At 35.7% G+C, this 16,580-nt stretch carries 16 protein-coding genes; 9 read left to right on the top strand and 7 right to left on the bottom strand.

Translation table 11 applies throughout. The features are described 5' to 3' along the window. Positions 1-4 precede the first annotated feature (4 nt). Positions 5-859, top strand: coding sequence for a CheR family methyltransferase (locus tag OU989_RS22040; protein WP_274795029.1), 855 nt, complete (start codon positions 5-7; stop codon positions 857-859). A 44-nt stretch (positions 860-903) separates the two neighbouring features. Here OU989_RS22040 and OU989_RS22035 read toward each other — a convergent pair whose 3' ends face one another. Together OU989_RS22035 and OU989_RS22030 are read right to left on the bottom strand one after the other, a co-directional pair. Beyond that, a complete protein-coding gene (locus OU989_RS22035) occupies positions 904-2,052 on the bottom strand; it encodes a fused response regulator/phosphatase (protein WP_274795028.1) in 1,149 nt (382 codons plus the stop codon). A gap of 150 nt (positions 2,053-2,202) precedes the next feature. Then, a complete protein-coding gene (locus tag OU989_RS22030; RefSeq protein WP_274795027.1) occupies positions 2,203-3,210 on the bottom strand; it encodes an HAAS signaling domain-containing protein in 1,008 nt (335 codons plus the stop codon). A gap of 126 nt (positions 3,211-3,336) precedes the next feature. Between OU989_RS22030 and OU989_RS22025 the strand changes: the two genes are divergently transcribed. Beyond that, a complete protein-coding gene (locus OU989_RS22025; protein ID WP_274795026.1) occupies positions 3,337-4,596 on the top strand; it encodes a GNAT family N-acetyltransferase in 1,260 nt (419 codons plus the stop codon). A 17-nt stretch (positions 4,597-4,613) separates the two neighbouring features. Here OU989_RS22025 and psiE read toward each other — a convergent pair whose 3' ends face one another. Next, positions 4,614-5,069 (bottom strand): phosphate-starvation-inducible protein PsiE, encoded by a 456-nt coding sequence (gene psiE, locus OU989_RS22020; RefSeq protein WP_274795025.1) that lies wholly within the window; start codon positions 5,067-5,069, stop codon positions 4,614-4,616. Between the two features lie 234 nt (positions 5,070-5,303). On the opposite strand from psiE, the gene OU989_RS22015 reads away from it, so the two are divergent. Beyond that, positions 5,304-5,528 carry a hypothetical protein gene (locus OU989_RS22015; protein WP_004233486.1) on the top strand — a complete coding sequence of 75 codons (225 nt, stop codon included), beginning with the start codon at positions 5,304-5,306 and terminating at the stop codon, positions 5,526-5,528. Positions 5,529-5,577: 49 nt separating this feature from the next. Here OU989_RS22015 and OU989_RS22010 read toward each other — a convergent pair whose 3' ends face one another. Both OU989_RS22010 and guaC read right to left on the bottom strand, forming a co-directional pair. Then, positions 5,578-7,308 (bottom strand): methyl-accepting chemotaxis protein, encoded by a 1,731-nt coding sequence (locus OU989_RS22010; RefSeq protein WP_274795024.1) that lies wholly within the window; start codon positions 7,306-7,308, stop codon positions 5,578-5,580. Positions 7,309-7,477: 169 nt separating this feature from the next. After that, positions 7,478-8,461 (bottom strand): GMP reductase, encoded by a 984-nt coding sequence (gene guaC, locus OU989_RS22005; protein ID WP_274795023.1) that lies wholly within the window; start codon positions 8,459-8,461, stop codon positions 7,478-7,480. Between the two features lie 235 nt (positions 8,462-8,696). Here guaC and OU989_RS22000 point away from each other — a divergent pair, with 235 nt between their 5' ends. Next, positions 8,697-9,116, top strand: coding sequence for a VOC family protein (locus OU989_RS22000; RefSeq protein WP_274795022.1), 420 nt, complete (start codon positions 8,697-8,699; stop codon positions 9,114-9,116). Positions 9,117-9,176: 60 nt separating this feature from the next. Here the strand turns inward: OU989_RS22000 and OU989_RS21995 are convergent, their stop codons facing one another. Further along, complete coding sequence (locus OU989_RS21995; RefSeq protein ID WP_274795021.1) at positions 9,177-11,126, bottom strand: methyl-accepting chemotaxis protein; 1,950 nt, start codon at positions 11,124-11,126, stop codon at positions 9,177-9,179. Between the two features lie 226 nt (positions 11,127-11,352). Between OU989_RS21995 and OU989_RS21990 the strand changes: the two genes are divergently transcribed. Then, on the top strand, positions 11,353-11,733 hold the full coding sequence (locus tag OU989_RS21990; RefSeq protein WP_274795020.1) for a VOC family protein: 381 nt from the start codon (positions 11,353-11,355) through the stop codon (positions 11,731-11,733). A gap of 84 nt (positions 11,734-11,817) precedes the next feature. On the opposite strand, the gene OU989_RS21985 is transcribed toward OU989_RS21990, so the two are convergent. After that, positions 11,818-12,564 carry a YybI family spore inner coat protein gene (locus tag OU989_RS21985; protein ID WP_274795019.1) on the bottom strand — a complete coding sequence of 249 codons (747 nt, stop codon included), beginning with the start codon at positions 12,562-12,564 and terminating at the stop codon, positions 11,818-11,820. 442 nt (positions 12,565-13,006) lie between these two features. Here OU989_RS21985 and OU989_RS21980 point away from each other — a divergent pair, with 442 nt between their 5' ends. From OU989_RS21980 to OU989_RS21965, 4 genes are all read left to right on the top strand, one after another. Further along, a complete protein-coding gene (locus OU989_RS21980) occupies positions 13,007-14,173 on the top strand; it encodes an acyl-CoA dehydrogenase family protein (RefSeq protein ID WP_274795018.1) in 1,167 nt (388 codons plus the stop codon). Between the two features lie 35 nt (positions 14,174-14,208). Then, entirely contained in the window at positions 14,209-15,072 is an 864-nt protein-coding gene (locus tag OU989_RS21975; RefSeq protein ID WP_274795017.1) for a transporter substrate-binding domain-containing protein, read from the top strand. Positions 15,073-15,155: 83 nt separating this feature from the next. Then, positions 15,156-15,863: an amino acid ABC transporter permease gene (locus OU989_RS21970; protein WP_274795016.1), complete on the top strand. Its 708-nt coding sequence runs from the start codon at positions 15,156-15,158 to the stop codon at positions 15,861-15,863. Between the two features lie 12 nt (positions 15,864-15,875). After that, entirely contained in the window at positions 15,876-16,577 is a 702-nt protein-coding gene (locus OU989_RS21965) for an amino acid ABC transporter permease (RefSeq protein WP_274795015.1), read from the top strand. Positions 16,578-16,580 lie beyond the last annotated feature (3 nt).

Here is a 16,580-nt window from a genome sequence, read left to right as displayed (position 1 = left end):
GAACATGGAACAATTTCAGCCTTTGGAGCAAAATATACAATTAAATAAGCAAACAAATTTAGAAATTGATTTGTTACTAGAGGCTATTTATCGTTTATCTGGGTATGATTTTCGTCAATATAATCGCTCATCGATTTCGCGTAGAATTTTCAATAGGATGAGAATAAATAACATTCCAACGATTTCACGTATACAAGAAAAGGTCATTCATGATAAGGAATTTTTAGAGCAAATTTTGAATGACTTTTCGATAAATGTAACCGAAATGTTTCGTAACCCTAGTTTTTTTAAAGCCTTTCGTGAAAAAGTGATCCCCACTTTACGAGAGTACCCAGAAATAAGGATTTGGCATGCTGGTTGTGCGACAGGTGAGGAAGTATACTCTATGGCTATCTTGCTTCAAGAAGAGGGGCTAATCGATAGGGCAGTAATTTACGCAACAGACATGAATGAGCAAGTATTAGAAAAAGCAAAGAAAGGCGCTTTTCCTATTCATAAAATGCAGGCTTATACGAAAAACTATATGCTTGCTGGGGGTGTCCACGCTTTTTCGGAGTACTATAATACAGATTATCAATATGCCTACTTCCACCCAACATTATTGAAAAATATTATTTTTGCTCAACATAATTTAGTAACAGATCAATCATTCAATGAGTTTCATGTAGTCTTATGTCGAAATGTCCTTATTTATTTTTCACCTAAGCTACAGAGTCAAGTACATCAGTTGTTTTATGAAAGTCTAAGTGAGCAAGGTTTTCTATGCTTAGGGGATAAAGAAACATTGCGCTTTGATGAGGTTATTTCAAAATATAGTGAAATTGCTAGCAATGAAAGAATTTATCAAAAAATATATTAACGAGTAAGAGGCTATCCTAACATTGGATAGCCTCTCTTTGTTATTTATATAGAAGTGCTAGTTGCTTGAATCATTAATACACACATATCATCAGGTTGATTTTCTTGTTTATCCTTCGGTAATAAATTGTCAATCAGGCATTGTGAATAATCCCACTTGGAGGATGTTAGCGTTTGCAAATGCTTTTCTGATTCAATTTCACAGGGTCCCATTGCTTCTAATACGCCATCTGTAAATAGCACAATTTGAATATCCTGTTCATATTGAATACATTGCTTTTTAACTTTAATTTCATCGAAAAAGCCAACCGCACAGCTTCCTTGATTTAATGGAATACATGTTTTTTCGTCTATTAGTGCGTATCCAGGAGGATGACCAGCATTTATATATTCGACTGTTTTTTGCTCTGTATCAATTACTAAATATATGGCTGTAAAATAATAAAGATTATTGTCTTTTCCATCTTGCAACAGGGTCATATAACGATTCAGTTCTTTAATGACAAGTTCAGGCTCGTTTAATTGTTTAACAGCCTCTCTTAAAACAGAGGAGATAAACATACAAACAAGTGCTGCAGATATTCCATGACCCATCATATCCAAAAGTATAATGGCATAGCGATGATCATCTATTTTATACCAATAATACATATCACCCGCTAAATTTGAGGATGGTAAATAAGAAACTTCAATACGGATATCCTTCTCGTTTAATGGTGGGCTTAGTAGGCTTCGTTGTACATGAGTGGCTAAATCGAGTTCATATTGTATTTTCTTTTCATGCTGAGTGTGCCAATCTAATTCCGATTTTAAACGTAATGCAACTCGAATTCTTGCAAGCAGCTCCGTTTTATTAATTGGTTTTGTAATATAATCTACACCACCGATATCTAATGCTTCTGCTAGCTTGTTTTTATCTTCGAGCGCTGTGACAAATATAATTTGAATATCTTTCAAACTTTCATTTTGTTTAATACGTTTGCAGGCCTCAATACCATCTACTTCTGGCATCATAATATCTAACAATATTAAATCTACTGAATTTCCTGTTGGATTTGGTGCATCTAATTGTAAATAATCAAATAGCTCATAAGCAGATGAAAGAGAAACACAGTTATCATAACCTGCATTTTTTAGTATTTTTTCAATGACAAATAAATTGACTTGATTGTCATCTACTAGAAGAATGGTCATAGTTACTTCTCCTTACTCTGATTGAATTGTGCAGATTATTATTCATGTATATAAAATACTTTCAACTTTATCATTATACAAAACATCAGAGAATAAAGGTATTTTGGCGATCTGAATGTATAGTTTGCTAGAAATTGAATGAAAGAGAGTTTACATTTTAGCTTTTCTAAATCCTTGATATATATCAAATGCATTTACTAATACAGCAGTAATCATACCGAGGAGTAAAATCTTATCTATAAAAAATGTTACCTTAGCTGAAGCTGTATCTGTGATAGTGGCTATATAGGGGATGGAGGCACTATGAATAAAATCTTGATGCATTGCCAGGGCAATAAATACAACGGTTCCTCCACCTTGAAGCAGTGCATTAGTTATAGCGATTGGCATTGTCCATTGACCTGAGCGCCATTTGACGAACGTTAAAACGACACTAAGAATAATACATAGGAAGACTATAGGGGCAAACGTTTGTAAAATATTTTGATTAAAGATCGGCATAACGAATTTCAAGCTACCGTTGTCGTTTGTTGTATAAATACCTAAAAGACGATAGGCATTCCAATAAACAAAAGCAAAAATAAAGATCCCTGAAAGACTAAAAATTGTATCGCTTAAAGTGATGACTTTGTCTTTAGGAATATTTTTTATTTTTACTAAATCATCAGGGGACCATTGTTTCGCGTTCAAAAAAGGCAGTTGAATTTTATTAGAACCAGATCGCTCAACGATGATAAAGACAACCGTGATCCAAAACAATACGTGAAAAAATACAGAAATCATGGCAACAATGATCATGGAAAATGTTGAAATAATTGTTGTGAGAAGTGCCTCTTCCCCTGCAAACAGCACTATTTTTTTAATTACTTGAATAATGATCGTCATGAACATTGCCCAAGGTATGACTAGTTTGATCGTTCCGATGTATTGGTCAAAAATATCTGGGCCAATTAAAAAACGGGGTGTATCCTGATAGCTTGCAGCAATTTTTACAGGGTTACCGAGTTTTTGGAGTACGGTTTTCACATCAGATTCTGAATATTGCTCAGGCAACATATTCTCTATAGTAGCCTTTAGATCAAGCAATATTTCTTCACGCCGCGTATTCTTATGTAGCTTTTTAGACACTTCGTGAAGATAAGAATCAATTAAAGTCATTCAAATTCCTCCTTTAATCATTTTCAATGCTCATGATTTATTGTGGTAATATATGTTATTATGGCATCTAAAAATTAATATGAAAAAATCAAGAACAACATGCAATTCTTTAAAAATGGAGGGGAAATGGTGAGAGTGATAGAGGAAATAGTAAAGGAACAAGACTTTGTATCCTTTGTAAATATCGTTGTAGGAGCCTATCCGGGAAGAATGGATGGGGCACAACCGACAAAAGAGCAGCTAAAGAATCTATTTATGTACAATCAGAGCAATGACGAGTCTCTTCATTATTATGGACTATGGGAAAATGACAAACTCATAGGTGGTATGCGACTACATGACTTTCAAATGAACCTATTCTCTAACATGCTACCAGTCGGTGGGGTAGGATTAGTTGCAGTGGATTTATTATATAAAAAAGAGAAGGTTGCAAAGGAATTAATCGAGCATTTTTTTAGTATTTTTCTAGAGAAGAATATTCACTTCGTGGCACTGTATCCATTTAGACCGGATTTTTATAAGAAAATGGGCTTTGGGTATGGACCAAAAATCTATCAATACTTAGTAGAGCCATTAAGCTTTCCTAAGGGGCCTACGAAAAAGCACCTAAAATATTTAACCATTGAAGGTCAGCAACAGCTAATAGATTGCTATAACAGAGTTGCAGCTAAAAAGCATGGGATGTTTCTTAAAACAACATCTGAGGTATCCTTTATTTTTAAAAACATTGAAAATTATGTGATTGCGATGGAACAGCAAGGTACTGTACAGGGCTATTTAGTCTTTTCGTTTAAAAAGCAAAGTGACGATAATTTTATGCTGAACAATTTGGTTATTAAAGAGTTCATCTATGAGACTCCACAAGCTTTATTAGAGCTTAGTACATTCTTAAACAGCCAGGCAGACCAGGTAAATAGGATTGAATGGAATACCCAAGAAGAAAATGTTCATTTCTTTCTAGGGGATGTTAGGAATGGTACAAATCAATTAATTCCAAGTGTCTATCATGCAAGTGCCATGTCAGGAGTTGGACTAATGTATCGTATTATTAATGTGAAGGGTTTTTTTGATGAGCTTAAGACGCGTAATTTTAACGGTGTCACCCTGACAATTAAATTGATCGTTATGGATTCTTTACTCGTTGAGAATAGCCAACAGCTCATTATTGAAGCCGTTAATGGTACCATTAACATTTTAGAAAGTGGTAGCTATGATGTTGAAGTAAGCATTGATGTAGCAGAGCTTTCTTCATTGATAATGGGTGTCGTAACAGTCCAAGAGCTCTTTATGCTTAGTCAAATAACGGTTAGCGATGAGCACTATTTACAGGTATTGCAGCAATTTTTCTTCGTCATTGAAAAGCCAACATGTTTATCGGCATTTTAAAAGACTCTCACGGTTTATTAATGTTCTTTTTCTATAAAAAGAGATGATCTCGAGGGTCTTTCAAGTGGTGTGATATTAATAATAAAGTAACTTATTATTAATATTAGAATAATTAAAGAATAAATTAACGTGTTCAAAGGATGATCGTGCTCTACAATAATTAAACGAATCATCGCTGTGATACCTATATATATAAAATAGCGAAGCGGGAAATGATAATCCTCTTTAAAATATTTAATAATCATTGTGATGAACTCAAAATATAAAAAGAAAATAAGAATATTGGCAAGGAATTGTTTATAATCGCCGCCTTCCTTGGCAAATAATAAAATTTTTAGAAATTCAATTAGCTCCTTAAAAAGTAAAAATGAAAGTATGAGAGCTAGTAATACAAGGCAGACATTGAGAAATAGCTGGAGAGATTTAGGCACAGCTTTAATGAGCTGTAAGTAAGTTGAGTTTTTTTGATTCATGTAATTCCTCCAATCGAATTCCTTATTAAACGTTTCTAAATAATGAGGGAGCAACACGTCATTATATGGCTAAGCTTAGATACATTATGATATGAATATAACAATTTATCGTTAATGTTTCCTTTTGGTTTTGTAAAGTTTTGGTATATTTTCATGAAAGAAAGTTTTCAAAATAATTTAGTGGTATGCTAAAATAGATGTGCATGAATATAAAATTTAAAAGGGGTTTTTAAAATGGCAAAAGCTGCAAAAACTGATGCGAAAATTACACCAGAACGTTTAGAAGAAGCGTTAAATGTTCGTGACCGTCTAATTATTGAACTACTAGTACAAGTACTTGATGAAAAGTTAGTAATTGAGCGTCCTGTATTACGTGAGCGTCTAGGTAACCTTGTAGATCTTGCTGATCATGATGCAGAACTTAAGGAAACAATCCACGCGGTTATTAACAAACTATAATAATAAAAAGAATGCTACGGACTATGCGTAGCATTCTTTTTATATAAATTCATGTAAAGCGTTCTACTAAGTCATGCATACGCTCGGCCTCTGTATGAAGTTCCATAGAGGAGTTCATGATAGAGGTTACTGCTGACTTTTGTTCGTCAATAGAAGCATTAATTTGCTCAGTAGCTGCTGCAGATTGAGTAGCTACACTGGCTATTTCATTAATAGCTTTCATCACAATAATCCGATTATCAGACATTTCGTTCATCCCCTTATCGAGTGAGACAAGGTGCTCCGAAATGTCGCGGATGGAGTCTGCGAGGAAAGTAAAGGCCCCTTTTACTTCACTAATTGACATCGCCTGACTTTGTGAAAGTTGCAGCGTGTGTATCATCTTTGCATCTGAATTAGCGGTATCAACTTCAATACGTTGCAATAAATTTCTAACACGATTAGTAGCTTCGTTGGTATCCTCAGATAAATTTCGTACTTCTTCAGCTACTACGGCAAAGCCTTTACCATGTTCACCTGCACGTGCAGCCTCAATACTAGCATTTAGTGCCAATAAATTTGTTTGCTCCGAAATAGATGTTATAGTTTGTACCACTTGATGAATCTCTTTCATTTGACTTGTCAAACTTGAAAAATTTGCCCTTAACTCCTCAATTACCTGTGTGAATTCACTTGAATTTTGCAGTAAGACATCAACCTTTTGCCTACCGTTATCTTGAGATTGATTAATTATACCCATATTTTCAGTAATCTCACTGTATTTCTCTGTAGCATTTGAAATGAGTGATGATAGTGTTTCAACTTTACTGATAGCCATTTCTGCTTCTTCAGCTTGCACAATAGCTCCCTTAGAAATAGCATTGATTGCTTGATGGATTTCATCTGCTGAAGCGGTAGTTTCCTCTGTAATGGCACTAAGCATTTCTGAAGAAACTCTTATGTGCGATGCACTATCCTTGGTGTTATTGACCATTTCGTGTAAGCTTTGTTTCATATTATTCACATTATTAGCCAGTATACCTAATTCATCTTTTGTAGTTACAGGTAAGTCATCCCCAGTTAGCTTACCTTTCGAAATATCCGATGTGATGATCATAATTTTGCGTATATAAGTGGTCATTTGACCAGAGAAGAACCAGAAAAGAGCTACACCGATTGCAGTTGCAAGTACTGTCAAACCGAGCGTGTAATATAAAACCTTGTTAATACCAGCATTAAAATCCATTTCGTATGTACCAGCCGCGATAATCCAGCCCCAATGCTTATCCATTTCTACATAAGTAATTTTGGGCGCAACAACTTCAGGATTGGAAGGGATTGCCCAATCATAACGTACATACCCTCCACCAGCTTTTGCAGCTTCAATCATTTCTCTTACAAAATAACGACCATCCTCTGTTTGTAAATCAGATATATCTTGTCCTTCTAGAGATGGATGTGTTTCGACCAGGCCATTATCCTGGAAGGCATAGAAGTAGAAGTTGTCTCCATATTTGACGGGATTATCAATAGAGCGTTTATTATCTTCAACTTTTTTACCAACAATCTGTGTTCTTGCACTTTCTTGGGCTTCTTCAAGAGTTAGCTTTCCATTCTGAACTTGGGCATCTAGCTGCTCAATTAAATTAAGTATACCTAGTGTGCCATTCTTAAGACTTTGCTGGCCTACTTGATCTAGTTCGCCTTTTACGACAATGTAATTGACCGTTCCAACTAGTCCTGTGGATATCAGAATAACGATAATGGCAAGACTAACAAGTTTATGACGTACTGTCTTCATAAGACAAAACCTCCGTTCCAACTTCTATATAGTTACATTATAATACAAAGTTTTCTAATTAAATAGAAAATTCTGATAATAAATGTAAGTTTATAAAGAATTATAAAAGAGGTAAGGTTCATAAAAAACCCCAATTAAGATGTTTGCTCTTAATTGGGGTTACGATTTATTAGTATACTTTATCACCGTTGAAGATAGAGTTCTTCACGATCACATAATCAACATTTCGAATAGCTTCTAGTTTTGTACCACCAGCATAGGAAATAGATGATTGTAAGTCTTGTTGCATTTCAATTAAAGTATCTTTGATGCTTCCTTTATGCTCAACATACATTTTCTTACCTTCGACATTTTTACGTTCGCCTTTTTGGAATTCAGAAGCAGAGCCAAAGTATTCTTTCACTGTTTTACCATCGATTTCGATTGTTTCACCTGGTGATTCTTCATGACCAGCAAATAGTGAACCAATCATCACCATTGAAGCACCGAAGCGTACAGATTTAGCGATATCTCCGTGTGTACGAATACCACCGTCAGCAATAATTGGCTTAGTAGCAGCCTTTGCACACCAACGTAATGCAGCTAATTGCCAGCCCCCTGTACCAAAGCCTGTTTTGATTTTAGTAATACAAACTTTCCCTGGTCCAATTCCTACTTTCGTTGCGTCTGCTCCAGCATTTTCGAGTTCGCGTACTGCCTCAGGTGTTCCAACGTTACCAGCAATGACGAAGCTGCTTGGTAGGTGTTTCTTAATATGTTGAATCATACGAATAACAGCATTTGAATGACCATGTGCAATATCAATTGTAATAAAATCAGGTACTAATTGGGCAGCTGCTAATTCTTCAATAAAAGTATACTCTTCTTCTTTTACACCAACGCTTATGGAAGCGATTAAGCCATCACCTTGCATTTCTTGAATGAAGTTTTTACGTTTTTCTGGTTGGAAGCGATGCATGATATAAAAGTAACCGTTTTCAGCTAGCTTTTTAGCAAGACTTTCGTCGATAATTGTTTGCATATTTGCAGGTACTACAGGAAGTTTAAAAGTATGTCCTCCTAAAGTAACAGAAGTATCACATTCTGAACGACTTTCTACAATACATTTTGCGGGAATTAGTTGAATATCCTCATAGTCAAATACGTTATCCATTATATACACTCCTAAAATACGAATATTTTTAAAGATTTAATTTAAATTGTTCGCCATTTGGTAATTTACATGATTTTTGAGTAAATGTCAAAGCTTTTGTGAAAATAAATAAAAAATTTAAAATTAAATGTAGTAAAATTTTTGGGTAAATGAATTTTTCATTTATAATTTGTGTTCTGATTTGTAATCCATGTACAATAGAATTGTTTCAAAAAATGACAAGGGAGTGTTGGAAATGGCAGTAGAGGTATATTTAATTTTTAATGGGAATTGTCGAGAAGCTGTTACGTTTTATGAAGATGTTTTTAATACGGACAAGGCTGAAATTATGACGTTTGGAGATTCACCCCAAAATCCTGATTATCCCTTACCAGAGGAAGCGAAGGATCTTGTTATGCATACAAGACTTTCTGTATTTGGTAGTAGAATTATGTTCTCAGATACATTTCCGGGCTCACCGTTCTCAGTTGGGAATAATGTCACGCTAGCGATTGTTTCCGATGATGAAGAACAAATGCGAAAAGCGTTTGACAAGCTTAAAGATGGTGGAAAAGTGACAATGGAGTTACAAGAAACTTTTTGGAGTAAATGTTACGGCTCGCTTACTGATAAATTCGGCGTTGAATGGCAATTTAGCCATGAGGTAAATGAATAAATAGCGCAATTAAAAGCACGATGATCCTGGGTTTTACCCAACGATCATCGTGCTGTTTCATTAGTAATTAAAACGATTTACATAGCCCTGTAATTCATCAGCCATATCGAGTAACGTTTTAGCTGAAGAAGCAATCTCCTGCATGGAAGATAATGTTTGCTCCGTTGATGCTGCCACTTCTTCAGAGGCAGCAGCATTAAGTTTTGCATGGTCTGACAGTTCAATCGCTGTTGCTGACACTTCTTCCACCACCGCAGACATCTCCTGTGCTGATGCAGAAATATCCTCCATTTTCGGTGCCATCTCTCGAAGACTTTCAATGATACTTGTAAATTTCTTTTTTGTATCCTTGGATAACTGTAGACCTTCTTGGACATCTGTGGAAGCTTTCATCATTGTTTGAACAGATTTAGCCGTATCCTGTTGAATACCTGTAATAAGCGCAGAAATTTGTTCCGCTGATTGATGGGATTGCTCTGCTAATTTTCGAACTTCATCTGCCACGACTGCAAAGCCTTTGCCGTGTTCTCCTGCTCGTGCTGCTTCAATAGCAGCATTTAGAGCTAGTAAATTGGTTTGGTCAGAAATAGCACTGATCATTTCTAAAATTGAACCGATTTCTTTAGTGCGGTCATAAAGAGTTTTAATCATTCTATCCGATTGTGTAACAGATTCATGAATATAATTCATTTGTTGTACAGTTTGTTCGACAGATTGGCCTCCTTCTTCAGCTAGTTGAATGGCTTGACTGGATAGGTCTGAAACTTGGAGTGCGCTATCAGCAACTTCGACAACCCCTTTAGCAATTTCCTCAACTGAAATAGCGTTTTGGTCAATGCTGGTTGTTTGCTTCTCAGTACTCATAGCAACCTGTTGCATAGCTTCTGTTACCTGTTCCGATGCTGCAATATTTTGCTCAGCATTTGCAGAAAGACTTTGGGCAGAATTTTGAACCTGTTGTGAGCTTTGGTCAACATTACGAATTAGCTTTTTTAGGCTAACTTTCATCGAGACAAATGCTTCACCGAGTTGTCCTATTTCATCTTTAGAATGAATGTCAATAAACTCTGTTAAATCACCATCACTAATTTTTAAGGCACTTTGTTTAAGTTTATTAATCGGGTTGACAACCGATTTAATCATGAAGAGCATAAACAAAACGCCAACTAAAATTGAAACTACAATAATGATTAAGTTAATCTTCAATGTGGAGGTAGCAGCCTTTGCAGCCTCTGCAGTAAACATTGTACCAATTACCTTCCAACCAGTTAGTTCATTGGTCATAAACTGCATATGACGGTCCTTTTCAACAATAGATCCGCTTTCTTGTTCATAAATTTTTGTAATATAGCTTTCTGCTGCCTCGGTACCACTTTCTTTATCTGGCTGGGCAATATAAATTTTATTGTTATCTAAAAGGGAAGCAAAGCCAGTCTCTCCAATGCGAATATTATTCGTTATGTCACTTAGTGTCGAAATATTTAAATCTAGTCCTAATACGCCAGAGCCATCTGGTAATGCTTGAGTGATTGTAATAACGATGTCACCTGTAGATTGGGTTACATATGGAGCTGTAATAGAAACCCCGCCATTACTATCTAAAGCCTGTGTATACCAAGGCCGTGTACGTGGATCAAAGCCATCAGGATAGTCTTGAGCAGGCTCGTCCAATAGTTTGCCATCAGAAGTACCAATATAAATCAATTCTACTTCAGGGTGCATATTAACGTATTCATTTAGTAATGATTTAAGTTTTGGAACATTTTCATCTTGAAAGAAGGATTTATTAAATTTCTTTGAAAAATATTGTACATCCTCTAATTTTGGTTTAATCATGTTCGTAATGTTGGTATTAAGAATACGTACACTTTCAGTTGCACTTGCTTGTTGTTCTTCTGAAATCTGCTTTTCAGCACTTTGGTAGGAAACAATTCCAATTAACAGTGTTGGGATGAGAAGCATTGCTAAAAACGAGAAAATAAGCTTTTTTCTTAAACTTAGTTGTTTCACTTGTATTATCCTCACATAATTTTTTTGTTCTATACTTTTCCCTAGAAGGTAAATAATTCTCATTCTATCAGAAAAAAAAGAAAAGTTAAGTACTTTAGATTAATTATTTGTGAGTAATATATATGACTATCAATTATTCGAAATTTCTCAAAATTAAATATTGTTAGAAGCTATATAAAGGTCAAGATTGATGTATACTAATCTCAAAAGAGGAGGGAGGAATATCATGATTCATCAAATTGGACAGGTAATGCTCTATGTTAATGATCAAGATGTAGCGGTAAAGTTTTGGACTGAAAAAGTAGGATTTGTTGTCGTTGCTGAACAGGAAGAAGCTGGGATGCGCTGGATAGAAATTGCCCCAACGAAGGAAGCTCAAACATCCTTTGTATTGCACAATAAAGAAATTATCGCTAAAATGCAGCCAGAACTAAATTTAGGAACACCTTCCATTATGTTTTACGCCGATAAAATTGAAGAAATGTACCAAGACTTTCAAGCAAAGGGCATTAAGGTAGGGGATCTAGTAATGATGCCAATGGGTAGAGTTTTTAATTTTGCAGACCCTGAAAATAACTATTTTGCTTTAGTTGAAAAACAAGTATAAATACCAATATCTGCTCGTTTTTGTTAGATTATTGCATTAAAACGAGCAGATTTACTTTTTTATCTTATTTAATAGAGATAGTCTCTATGATAAATCCTCTCCAAAAATAGATACTGTTTGTCGGTCTATTATAAATTCACGACCATTCCATTTTAAAATATTTTCTACATAACCTAATCCGTCAGCATGATATCTACCGGCAATTTCTTGATATCCTAAAATTTCATATGTCCCATCTCGATCATAATCAACGGGATATAGTCCACTAAAAGGGTCTACCCAGCCTTCAATTGGTTGCTTTAAAGTGCCATCTGGATTATAGATTTCTGCTAAGTAGTCTGTACCCTTATACTGTAAATCGATGGTGTATCGTTTAGCAGGATTCGAACTTTGAACATCAGCCTTGTAGTGATCAACATAACGGACACTATATTTTAGTTTGTTATTGAAAGACTCTGCATCAAAAATAGAAAGTATTTGGTTGTTGATCGAGGCAAATATCTCGCCATTAATTATACCTCCACTACCTCCTGTATCGGAGATTACAAAAATATCCTCAATATGATTACCAGTAAAATCGCCTAAGAAAAGGGTTGGGTTATAGCCTATATTTTGTTTCAGTGGAATATGTTCCATTTGTCTTGTTTGACCATAAAAAATAGCGAGTGTTATATCTTTCCATAAGGGACTATCAGGCTGTTTAGTGCCCATTAAAAAAATGGTTTCAAAAAAGCCATCACCATTAATATCACCAAACTTAGTTTGAATTACTTGTGGAGCGAAATAGGATAAGGTGCCACCATTTTGTGGCGAAGTGAAGTTGTTCGTCATGTATACACCTCTTTCATTAGTCTTAGCATATGTTGTAAACAAAGCTTGGTGCATAAATCAAAGGGTAAAGTTGAATCATTTTAATTCATATTAAACTAACAAAAAAACTTGTATATTACCCATTGACATTTTTAAATGTGAAAAGTATTATAAGTGTCAACGAATCTGAAAATTCAGTACCTAATAGCATCTCCCTACAATAAGTAGGTAGAGATTTTTTTTCACTAATAATTCTTAGTAAATTTATATGATTTATATTAATTGAACGGAATACTCCTCCTCTATAGAGGAAGATGATTTTTCATTTCACTGGGTGCTCAATCAAGATAAACCCTTCGGAAGTATCGGATTTTGAAGGGGAGCTTTTCGAGCAAGCCCAAAAAAAACTAGATACAAATATGCCGAGGTGTAATTGATATATTGTGGGAAGAAGGAGATCTACTTGAAAAATTTATTTGTAAAAACAGAGCGACAACGATTTTGGTTAGGGCAACTCGCAGCTATTGCAGAGCCGATCAAGTCCAAGGCTGTTGAGGTGGATGAACAATCTCGTTTCCCTTTCGAGGCGTATCGATTACTTTTGCAAATGGGCTACCCGCAGCTTACTTTACCGAAGCAATATGGCGGAGAAGGTCTATCAGTCTATGATATGGTGCTTGTGCAAGAAACGTTAGCAAGCTATGACGAGAACGCATCTCTATCCCTTGGGTGGACATTAGGCGTTGTCGGTGAAATATATGAAACGAAGTTATGGACTGAGAATTTATTAACAGCGTTTGCTGAAGAAATAAAGGGAGGTGCCATCATTAATAGAGCTGTTAGTGAGGCAGCAACGGGAAGTCCAACGCGTGGTGGTCGACCTGGAACAACCGCTGTTTCTACAAAAGATGGCTGGCTATTAAATGGACGCAAGATCTTTACGACTGCATCTCCAGTACTCGATTATTTTCTAACTTCAGCTTGGATTGAAGAAAAGCAGCAAATTGGGTTTTTCCTCATTCATAAAGATTCGAAAGGGTTATCCATTGAAGAAAATTGGGAAATGTCTGCAATGCGAGGCACAAGTAGCCATGATCTTGTGTTAAAAGATGTCGTTGTAGCAAAGGAGCATTTAGTTGAGTTACCAAGTCATCCTAGTGGCGGTAAGATAAACGGCTGGATACTCCATATTCCAGCTACCTATTTAGGTATTGCACAAGCTGCCCGTGATTATGCCATTCATTTTGCTAATCATCATCAGCCCAATAGCTTGAATGCTCCGATTAGTACGTTACCAAATGTACAACAGCTTTTAGGAGATATTGAATTAAAGCTCCATCAAGCACGCTTTGTCCTGTATGGGGTGGCTGAAGCCTACGATGATCCAGCTAGACGCGGACTTATCACAAATGAAATGGCTGTGGCTAAACATACAGTTACAAATCTGGCTATTGAAATAGTGGATAAGGCAATGCGGGTAGTTGGAGCAAAAAGCTTACAGCTGACAAATCCATTACAACGCTACTATCGCAACGTTCGTGCAGGACTTCATAATCCGCCAATGGATGATATGACGATTATTAAATTAGCGACTGCTGCAATCGAACAAAAGAAGCTATCTGAAAGTTAATGAAAATTTACATGAGGAATAAGGAGAAATGACATATGAAGAAAAATAAAATTTTTCAACTTGCTGCGGTTGGTTTGGCTTCTATAGCACTTTTAACAGCTTGTAATTCTGGAGAATCAGCTGAAAAGGATTCAGGCGATGGTGATAAGGTTCGTACGGTTAAGGTTGCCTATGATCAAGCATCAAAGCCGATTAGTTATATTGACGATAATGGGAATCCTACAGGTTATGATGTAGAAGTAATGAAATTAGTAGATGAATTATTGCCGGACTATCAATTCGAATATGTAGGCACAACGAGTGATGATTTATTAATTGGTGTAGAGCAAGGGAAATATCAAGTAGGGGTGAAAAATGCCTTCTTTACGCAAGAGCGAACAGAGAAATTTATTTTCCCGAAGGAGTTTTTAGGGTTAAGTAGTGCAGGTCTAGTTTTACGTAAAGAGGATGAAGGTGTGAAAACATTAGCTGATTTTGCGAAAAAGGGCTATTCGTTAGCACCGATTGCTGCTAATAACGCTCAATATACAATTATTGATGAATACAATACGGCAAACCCTGATAATAAAGTTAAGCTTGAGGCTGGCGATGCATTTACAGTTGATGTTGTGCAGTGGGTAAATGAAGGCCGTGTTGATGGTGGTGTCATGATTGAGGGACCATTTAAACAACAGGTTCTTGCCGAAGATGGCCCTTATTATAACTTAAAAGATGAGGTTGTTTATAACGAATTTGCTGTCATTAAAACATGGCCATTGTTCAATAAAAAGGAACAAGAATTCGCTGATGCTTATGATAAAGCGATAGCACAAATTAAGGAACAAAAGAAAACAAATGAATTAAGCACTAAGTTCTATGGCCGTGATTTATTTGAAGTATTAGAAAATGTTAATCGTTAGTTGAAAAAATAACGAATTTATAAGGCTGTTGAGTCAGTGACACTCAGCAGTCTTTATTCATAAAAACAAAAGTTGGTGAGGAAATGGATAAATATTTTGACGCAACATATATTTGGAACGCAATCCCTGTGTTAGTACCCTTTTTAAAAATTACGTTCCTAGTTGCAGGGTCCTCTATTATTTTAGGTACACTGTTTGGCTTATTGTTAGCGGCAGCTAAACTATCTTCCTTGAAATGGTTACAAAAAATCGCAAACTTGTATACAACAATTATGCGTTGTACGCCCTCTATTGTTTTATTATTTCTTGTTTATTATGGTGTCCCAGCATTAGCTGAAAATGTCGGTCTCAATCTCCATTCAATTGAGACGGCTATTTTCGTAGTCGTAACTTTCACCCTGCAGTTTGCAGCAATTATGTCTGAGGTAATACGATCCGCTTATTTAGCAATTCCCAAAGGACAGTTTGAAGCAGCTGTTAGTGTTGGGCTAACACCATTCCAGGCCTACCGTCGAATCATTTTCCCGCAGGCACTTGTAGTTGCTCTGCCGAACTTTGGGAATGGCATGATCGCTTTATTACAGGAAGGTGCACTAGCTTATACAATTGGTTTAATTGATATTGTCGGTAAGGCAAATTTAATTATCGCAAGTAATATCAATGCACATGCATTAGAAATTTATATTGCATTAGCCATTATTTATTGGGTGTTATCAATTATTATAGAAAAAATATTTGCTATATTAGAAAAGGTATTTGGCAAGGGTAAGAAGACCTTAGAAACAACGTAAGGAGGCATAACTGTGAATTATCAATTTTTACTTGAAACATTTTTTGTTGCATTATCTGGTGTTCCTATCGCTCTCCTTGTGACAGTTGTTGCTTTGTTGATAGCTCTACCACTTGGTTTTTTACTGGCACTTACGAGGATTAATAAAATTCCAGTTATCCACCATCTAGCGAAAATTTATGTTTCTTTCGTACGAGGGACGCCGATCATTATACAAATCTTTATTATATATAGTAGTATCCCGTTAATGTTAAAAGTTATTTTTGAAAAGTATCATATAGAATATGATATTTATAAAATCAATCCAATTTGGTATGCATTTATTGTTTTCGCGTTCAGTTCAACGGCAATTTTAATAGAGGTATTTCGTTCTGCATTAAGTACAATTGAAAAAGGGCAATTAGAGGCAGCGCATTCAGTAGGTTTAACAACATTCCAAGCATATACTCGAATCATCATTCCGCAAGCTTTAGTAGTTGCATTGCCGAATATTTGCACAGCTACCGTTAATCTTATTAAGGCTACCTCCCTAGGCTACGCAATGTCCCTTCCTGAAATTACATTGAAGGCAAAAGTGGCAGCAAACGTTGGCTATAATTACGTAGAAGCCTATTTGGATATCTTTATCGTGTACTTAATTTTATGTAGTACAGTCGAATACTTGTTTAAGCGCTATGAAAAGTATTTAAGCAAATACAAAGCGGCACATGCCTAAGGG

The organism is Lysinibacillus irui, from assembly GCF_028877475.1.
In the GTDB taxonomy this organism is placed as follows: Bacteria; Bacillota; Bacilli; order Bacillales_A; family Planococcaceae; genus Lysinibacillus; species Lysinibacillus irui.
Note: the sequence above shows the minus strand (reverse complement) of the source record. Positions and strands in the feature narration are given on the sequence as shown.